The organism is Nocardia sp. NPDC050717 (genome assembly GCF_040654275.1).
Taxonomy (GTDB): domain Bacteria; phylum Actinomycetota; class Actinomycetes; order Mycobacteriales; family Mycobacteriaceae; genus Nocardia.
The window spans coordinates 85,862-93,387 of sequence record NZ_JBFAHR010000020.1 but is presented as its reverse complement, the minus strand read 5'-3'; the positions used below and the strand labels follow the sequence as shown (position 1 = coordinate 93,387).

At 67.5% G+C, this 7,526-nt stretch carries 6 protein-coding genes and 1 tRNA gene; 2 read left to right on the top strand and 5 right to left on the bottom strand.

Annotation, left to right across the window (positions count from 1 at the left end):
* The coding region (locus AB0H56_RS28950) for a (Fe-S)-binding protein (protein WP_357169005.1) at positions 1-1,193 on the bottom strand (1,193 nt) is incomplete at its 3' end.
* 452 nt (positions 1,194-1,645) lie between these two features.
* Here AB0H56_RS28950 and ligD point away from each other — a divergent pair.
* Positions 1,646-2,596 carry a non-homologous end-joining DNA ligase gene (gene ligD / locus AB0H56_RS28945; RefSeq protein WP_357169002.1) on the top strand — a complete coding sequence of 317 codons (951 nt, stop codon included), beginning with the start codon at positions 1,646-1,648 and terminating at the stop codon, positions 2,594-2,596.
* A gap of 13 nt (positions 2,597-2,609) precedes the next feature.
* Here the strand turns inward: ligD and AB0H56_RS28940 are convergent.
* The 4 genes from AB0H56_RS28940 to AB0H56_RS28925 form a co-directional block, all read right to left on the bottom strand.
* Positions 2,610-2,681, bottom strand: a tRNA-Val gene (locus AB0H56_RS28940).
* A gap of 32 nt (positions 2,682-2,713) precedes the next feature.
* Positions 2,714-3,178: a peroxiredoxin gene (locus tag AB0H56_RS28935; RefSeq protein ID WP_232997584.1), complete on the bottom strand. Its 465-nt coding sequence runs from the start codon at positions 3,176-3,178 to the stop codon at positions 2,714-2,716.
* Positions 3,179-3,251: 73 nt separating this feature from the next.
* Positions 3,252-3,674 carry a DUF3052 domain-containing protein gene (locus tag AB0H56_RS28930; RefSeq protein ID WP_110040240.1) on the bottom strand — a complete coding sequence of 141 codons (423 nt, stop codon included), beginning with the start codon at positions 3,672-3,674 and terminating at the stop codon, positions 3,252-3,254.
* Positions 3,675-3,791: 117 nt separating this feature from the next.
* Complete coding sequence (locus tag AB0H56_RS28925; RefSeq protein WP_357168981.1) at positions 3,792-4,349, bottom strand: hypothetical protein; 558 nt, start codon at positions 4,347-4,349, stop codon at positions 3,792-3,794.
* Positions 4,350-4,637: 288 nt separating this feature from the next.
* On the opposite strand from AB0H56_RS28925, the gene aceE reads away from it, so the two are divergent.
* Positions 4,638-7,517 (top strand): pyruvate dehydrogenase (acetyl-transferring), homodimeric type, encoded by a 2,880-nt coding sequence (gene aceE, locus AB0H56_RS28920; protein ID WP_357168979.1) that lies wholly within the window; start codon positions 4,638-4,640, stop codon positions 7,515-7,517.
* Positions 7,518-7,526 lie beyond the last annotated feature (9 nt).

Sequence of the window (7,526 nt, the reverse complement as noted above, 5' to 3'; positions counted from 1 at the left end):
CGGCGCATGTCGATGATGTGGTCGACGTGTTCGATGTCGACGGGGCACTGCTCGACGCAGGCGCCGCAGGTGGTGCACGACCACAGGACTTCGGGATCGATGACGCCGTGGACGTCCTCGGCACCGATCAGGGGACGCTCCGCCTCGGCACGCGCGGCCGACGGCACCCCATCACCGCCCAGCAGATACGGCGCCTTCGCATACGTGTGATCGCGCAGCGACATGATCAGTAGCTTGGGCGACAACGGCTTTCCGGTGTTCCACGCCGGGCACTGTGACTGGCAGCGACCGCACTCGGTGCAGGTCGTGAAGTCCAGCAAGCCTTTCCAGGTGAAGTCCTCGACCCTACCCACACCGAACGTGTCGACATCGGGGTCGGCGCTGTCCATGTCGAGGACCTTGCCGTGCGACATCATCGGCTTGGCCGCGCCGAGGGCGACGCCACCGTCGGCCTCCCGCTTGAAGTAGATGTTGAAGAACGCCGAAATCCGGTGCCACGCAACACCCCAGGTGAGCTTGCGGCCGATGAGGTACAGGAACGCGGCGCCCGCGAGCATTTTGACGAACGCGAACACCGAGATCATCAGAGGGTTCGCGGGAAGCAGACGAGCGACCTGCATGGTGAACAGGTCGGACGACAGGTGCCCACCGCCGTAGGTCGCGATCTTGCCCGCTTTGACCAGGACATCGCCCAGCCCGTGGATGAGCACGATCGTCTCGATGAGATACGCCGCAACGAAATTCGACCCGCTGAACCGGGACAGCCGCTCGGGACGCCGCGGGTGGTTCAGCTGCCGGATTCCGATCAGCGTCACGATGCCGATGATGGTGGCGAGGCTGAGAATCTCCTCCAGCAGGTGGTAGCCGAAGGTGTCACCGATGATCGGCCAGCCGAACGTCGGGTCGAAAGTCTGTCCGTAGGACTCGAAGTAGAAGACCATCCCCAGCAGGAACCCGATCATCACCAGCCAATGCGCCCAGCCGACGGTGCGGAACTTGTTCATCCGCGTGTGCGCGACGACCTCGACGACGACCGTTCGCGCGCGCGGCAGGAAGGGGCGCAGCCTCGCGCGGTCGGGTCGGCCCGCACGGAGGACGCGGATCATCCGGGTCACCCCGAGGACGAGCGTTCCCCAGCACAGCAAGGTGATGACGGTGCCGATGATCCCGAGAGTGATCGTGGCAGTGGACATTGTGCGGCCCCCCGTGCGGTAAGTCGTCGGCCGGCAAGACATGTTACCGGCCAGTAACTTGATGTTGAATTGCCAAGCTACCACTCGATCGAACGGGGCGGAAGACCCGATTGCGCGCCATGGCGCGCGCCGGGCCGCGATCCTCGACCGGATATGAACGCGTTGAGAATTCCGAAAGGTGACCGACCTACGGTGGTGGGGTGTCGAACGAAAGAGTCGCTCCTGCAGCGGAAATCGCATCTGGACGCCGGAGGTCGCGGCGTCGTCGCCGGTCCGATGGTGGGTACGAAGACGGGGGCATGGGGGTCGAGGTGGTCGTCACCGTGCTCGTCGAGGGCGCGGGGGCGGTGGCCCGCCTGATCGGGCGGGTGCTGTCCGGGATTGTGCAGGCACTCACGTGAGGGTGCGACGGGTCTACCCTTGATCTTGTGGGTCTGGCGGTGCCGGCACCGATGCTGGCCAAACCCGGACGGCCGCCGCGGCCGCCAGGGCGGTGGAGCGCGGAGATGAAGTGGGACGGTGTCCGCGCGATCGCCCGCTGCGCCGAGGGTGGTGTGAGTCTCTGGAGCCGGAACCTGCGGGACATCAGCGGCTCCTATCCCGAGGTCGTCAGCGCGCTGACCGAGATGACCGCGGGGCGCAGCATGCTGCTGGACGGTGAGCTCATAGCCCCCGACGACCGGGGTGCCCCGTCATTCGCGCGTCTGCAGCGGCGGATGCACGTCCAACGTCCCCTGTCCGCGCTGATCGCCGAGGTGCGGGTGGACTACGTGGCGTTCGACCTACTCGCCCTCGACGAGGACATCCTGTTCGAGGATCCCTACTCGACGCGGCGCGCGGAGCTGACGGGGGTTCGGATCGACGACGGCGCCCGCGTCCGTGTCCCGCCGAACTGGTCACTGGCCGACACCGACGCCGACCAGCTGTTGCACGCGGCGGCGGAGAACGGGCTGGAGGGCATCGTCAGCAAGCGGATCGACTCGAGCTACGAGCCCGGCCGCCGCTCGTCGGCCTGGATCAAGACGGTGCTGCGCGCCACCACCGAGGCCGTCATCGTCGGCGCGGTCCCCGGCACCGGACCGAACGCCGCCACCTTCGGCGGGCTGGTCCTGGCCGGCCACACCCCCGAAGGTCACCTGCACTGTATCGGCGGCGTCGGAACCGGATTCACCACCGAGGCCCGGCGCAGCATCCGCGCCGCGCTCGAGGAAGTCCGCCGCGAGACCAGCCCACTGGACGATCCACCGCCCCCGACGGTGACACGGGCGGCGTGGTGGGTGGAACCCGTCTTCGTGGCCGACATCGAATACCGCGAGATCAGCGGCGACGGCCTGCTGCGGCACCCGAGTTTCCGCGGAATCCGCACCGACAAGTCCCCCGACGAAGTCGGCCTGCCGGGTTGACGATCGTGGTGTGTGGGCGCAGAGGGGATCGAACCCCCGACCGCTGGTGTGTAAAACCAGTGCTCTACCGCTGAGCTATACGCCCCGGGTCCCGCCGGGCGTGCCGGCGGGATCGGTCTATGAATCTAGCGCGGCGAGGGCTTTCTCCCAAGCCGCCTGGTCACGGGCCTCGCCGGGCCCGTTCATCTCGGCGAAAGTGATGTAGCCGGCCTTGTCGATGACGAACGTGCCGCGGTTGGGGTAACCGGATTTGTCGTTGAAGACGTCGTAGGCCTGGGTGACCGCGCCGTGCGGCCAGAAATCCGACAGCAGGGGGAACAGGTAACCCTGTTCGGCCGCCCAGATCTTGTGGGTCGGTGGCGGGCCGACGGAGATCGCGAGGATCTCGGCGTCGTCGTTCTGGAACTTGGGCAGCTCGTCGCGCACCTTGCACAGCTCACCCTGGCAGATGCCGGTGAAGGCGAGCGGATAGAAGACCAGCAGTACGTTCTTCTTGCCGCGGTAGTCCGACAGCGTGACGGGCTGGTTGTTCTGATCCTTGAGCGTGAAGTCCGGCGCGAGAGTGCCAACCTCTAGCGGCATAGGGCGAATCCTCCGTCGTGTCGGGTCTCAGCCGAGCGTTCTCGTCCGGCTGAGACCTTAGCGAACGGCGAATTCAGCGCTGTTTGGACGGTGCCTTCGGCTGAACCAGGCGCGAGCCCGTCCAGCTGCCGAGACTGATGGTCGAGGTCTGGGTCAGGCCGGCCGTTGGCGCGGCTTCGGCGATCTCGCTCGGATCGACATGGCCCGAGTGACCGGTCTTGGGGGTGAGTACCCAGATGAAGCCCTCATCCGACAGCGGGCCGATGGCGTCCATCAGCTCGTCGGCCAGATCGCCGTCACCTTCTCGCCACCACAACAGGACCGCGTCCACGACCTCGTCGGAGTCCTCATCGACCATCTCGCCGCCGCTGACCTCCTCGATCTCGGCGCGCAAGTCGTCGTCGGTGTCCTCGTCCCAGCCCAATTCCTGAACGACCAAGCCGTGAGAAATGCCAAGCTTCTGAGCGTAGTTCTGCGCGTCCGCCGCGGCGACCACGGTGGTGTCCTCCCTAAACTGCCGACAATAGATAGGTGCAAGCGAACATGGTTATCGGCCGCAGCGCAAGCCGATCGGATGAATTGGGACCGTGTGCCGCGTGTCGGCGGGACGAATTCAGCGGCTCGAGCAGGCGTCGTGTACCTCGGTGCGTGCCTTGTTGATCTTTCGGCTGGCGTCGTTGAGCTTGGCCACCTGGGAGGTGTAGGTCATCTTCCTGGTCTCGGCGGACAGCTCGCGCGCCGCGACGACATAGGCGGTGAACTTCTCGGCGAGTTCCGGCGGCAGCGCGCCCGCGGCGGCGGTGACGCCGGTCTCCACCTTCGTGGCGGCGTTGTCGAGAGTGCCTGCCGCGGCCTCGCGCTTGGCGGCGTAATCGGGGGCATTGCCGTCGTGCGCGGTGACGAAGTCGTTGAAGGCGGTCACCCCGGCGCCCGTGGTGATGGGGAACTGGGTGCAGTTGTCCGTGATCGCCTTGGCCTGCGCGGCGGCCGCTTTCGACGACGCGGCGGCCGAGGACGACGCGGCGGCGGCGGTCTTGTACGCCGCGACCTCGGCGGCATCGGTGGTCGCGGTACCGGGCACCTGCTTGCCGCACCCCGCCACCACCAGGCCGGCGGCTACGGCGACGGTGGCACAGGCCAGACCAAAGCGGCGTGCGTCCAGCACCCTCATCGTCGTCCGATCCCTCTCATCCCGCTCCTGCGCTTCCCCTGGCGAACTTAGTGGATCCTTGCCGACCGTGGACCGCGGCGGCAACCCGGGGTCGGCGGGTCCACGCGCACACGCCGACTTCGGTGTATACCGCCCAGTACCTGGCTGGAGAGGATGACCTGCGCCACCTTTTCGGTAAGGATGGGGGTGCGCCCGAAACGTTCGTGACGGGTGGCCCGCACACCTAGCGGGCAGGCCCGGGGAAAGCGACGCCAACAAGCAGTTCAGCCCCCTGTACGAGGAGCAGATTTGACCGACCTGATCCACCCTGTGTCAGCGAATTCCGCGAACGAACCCGCCGCGGGCAGCGACGCCGCCACGAGAACGAGCGGTGAACGCGTCCGGGTGATCCGCGAGGGAGTGGCGTCGTATCTTCCCGATATCGACCCCGAGGAGACCAGTGAATGGCTGGAATCCTTCGACGACATGCTCGATCGCGAAGGCCCCGGCCGCGCCCGCTATCTGATGCTGCGGCTGCTCGAGCGCGCCGGCGAGCGCCGGGTGTCGATTCCCGCGCTCACCTCCACCGACTACGTCAACACCATCCCCACCGAGAACGAACCCTGGTTCCCCGGTGACGAGGAGGTCGAGCGCCGCTACCGCGCCTGGATCCGGTGGAACGCCGCGATCATGGTGCACCGCGCGCAGCGGCCCGGCATCGGCGTCGGCGGCCACATCTCCACCTACGCGTCCTCGGCGGCGCTCTACGAGGTGGGCTTCAACCACTTCTTCCGCGGCAAGGACCATCCCGGCGGCGGTGACAGCATCTACATCCAGGGTCACGCTTCGCCCGGCATCTACGCCCGCGGCTACCTGGAGGGCCGCCTCAGCGCCGAGCGCCTCGACGGCTTCCGCCAGGAGTACAGCCACGGCGGACCCGGCCACGGCCTGCCGTCCTACCCGCACCCGCGCCTGATGCCGGACTTCTGGGAGTTCCCGACGGTGTCGATGGGCCTCGGCCCGATGAACGCCATCTACCAGGCCCGGTTCAACCACTATCTGCACGACCGTGGCATCAAGGACACCTCCGACCAGCACGTCTGGGCCTTCCTCGGTGACGGCGAGATGGACGAGCCGGAATCGCGCGGCCTGATCCAGGTGGCCGCCAACGAGGCACTCGACAATCTGACCTTCGTCATCAACTGCAACCTGCAGCGGCTCGACGGTCCGGTGCGCGGCAACGGCAAGATCATCCAGGAGCTGGAGTCGTTCTTCCGCGGCGCGGGCTGGAACGTGATCAAGGTGGTCTGGGGCCGCGAGTGGGACGCGCTGCTCGGCGCCGATCGCGACGGCGCCCTGGTCAACCTGATGAACACCACCCCCGACGGCGACTTCCAGACCTACAAGGCCAACGACGGCGCCTACGTGCGCGATCACTTCTTCGGCCGCGACCCGCGCACCAAGGCGCTGGTGCAGAACATGTCCGACAGCGAGATCTGGAATCTCAAGCGCGGCGGCCACGACTACCGCAAGGTCTACGCGGCCTACGCGGCGGCGATGGCGCACAAGGGCCAGCCGACGGTGATCCTGGCCAAGACGATCAAGGGCTACACCCTCGGCAAGCACTTCGAGGGCCGCAACGCCACCCACCAGATGAAGAAGCTGGCGCTGCAGGACCTCAAGGACTTCCGCGATCTGCAGCGCATCCCGATCACCGATGCCGAGCTGGAGAAGGATCCGTACCTGCCGCCGTACTACCACCCCGGCATGGACAACCCGGCCATCCAGTACATGCTGAGCCGCCGCCAGGCCCTCGGCGGTTTCGTGCCGGAGCGCCGCTCGGCGGCCAAGCCGCTGACGCTGCCCGGCGACGAGGCTTACCGCTCGGTGCGCAAGGGCTCGGGCAAGCAGAAGGTCGCCACCACCATGGCGCTGGTGCGCCTGGTCAAGGAGCTGTTGCGGGACAAGGAGATCGGCAAGCGGATCGTGCCGATCATTCCCGACGAGGCCCGCACCTTCGGCATGGACTCGTGGTTCCCGACGCTGAAGATCTACAACCGCAACGGCCAGCTCTACACCTCGGTCGACGCGGAACTGATGCTCGCCTACAAGGAGAGCGCCGTCGGGCAGATCCTGCACGAGGGCATCAACGAGGCCGGATCCACCGCGTCGTTCACCGCGGTGGGCACCTCCTACGCCACCCACGGCGAGCCGATGATCCCGCTCTACATCTTCTATTCGATGTTCGGGTTCCAGCGCACCGGCGACGGGCTGTGGGCGGCGGCCGATCAGCTGGCCCGCGGGTTCGTGCTCGGCGCGACGGCGGGCCGCACCACGCTCACCGGCGAGGGCCTGCAGCACAACGACGGGCACTCGCTGCTGCTGGCCTCGACCAACCCGGCCGTGGTGACCTACGACCCGGCGTTCTCCTTCGAGATCGCCCACATCATGCGCGACGGTCTGCGCCGGATGTACGGCGGCGTCACGCCCGAACAGGGGCAGCTGCCCGGCACCAACCCGCCGGAGGACGGCGCGTTCGCCGGGGAGAACATCTTCTACTACATCACCCTCTACAACGAGCCGTACCAGCAGCCGGCCGAGCCCGAGGGCATCGATGTGGCCGGGCTGCTCAAGGGCCTGTACCTGTACCAGCAGGGCGGCGAGGGTGAGGTGCGCGCGCAGATCCTGGTCTCCGGTGTCACCGTGCCCGACGGCCTGCGCGCCCAGGAGATCCTGGCGCAGGACTGGGGCGTGGCCGCGGACGTGTGGTCGGTGACCTCCTTCGGTGAACTGCGCAAGGAGGCGCTGGACAAGGAGATCCAGGCGCTCAAGCATCCCGACACCGATCCGGGCGTGCCCTACGTCACCCAGGCGCTGGCGGCGGCGCGCGGACCCGTCGTGGCCGCCACCGACTGGATGCGCGCGGTGCCCGACCAGATCCGGCAGTGGGTGCCGGGCGACTACACCACCCTCGGCACCGACGGGTTCGGCTTCTCCGACACCCGCCCCGCCGCCCGCCGGGTGTTCAACGTCGACGCCCAGTCGATCGTGGTCGCGGTGCTCGAGGGCCTGGTCAAGGACGGCACGCTGGACAAGTCGAAGGCGGTGGAAGCGGCGGCGAAGTATCGCATCGACGACGTGGCCGCCGCGCCGAAGCCGAGTGCGGACGCGGCCGAGGAACTCGCGTAGCGGACGATA

Coding starts and splice junctions, on each gene's coding strand:
- ligD (WP_357169002.1), top strand. CDS start 1,646: ATGCTGGCCAAACCCGGACGGCCGCCGCGGCCGCCAGGGCGGTGGAGC.
- AB0H56_RS28935 (WP_232997584.1), bottom strand. CDS start 3,178: ATGCCGCTAGAGGTTGGCACTCTCGCGCCGGACTTCACGCTCAAGGAT.
- AB0H56_RS28925 (WP_357168981.1), bottom strand. CDS start 4,349: ATGAGGGTGCTGGACGCACGCCGCTTTGGTCTGGCCTGTGCCACCGTC.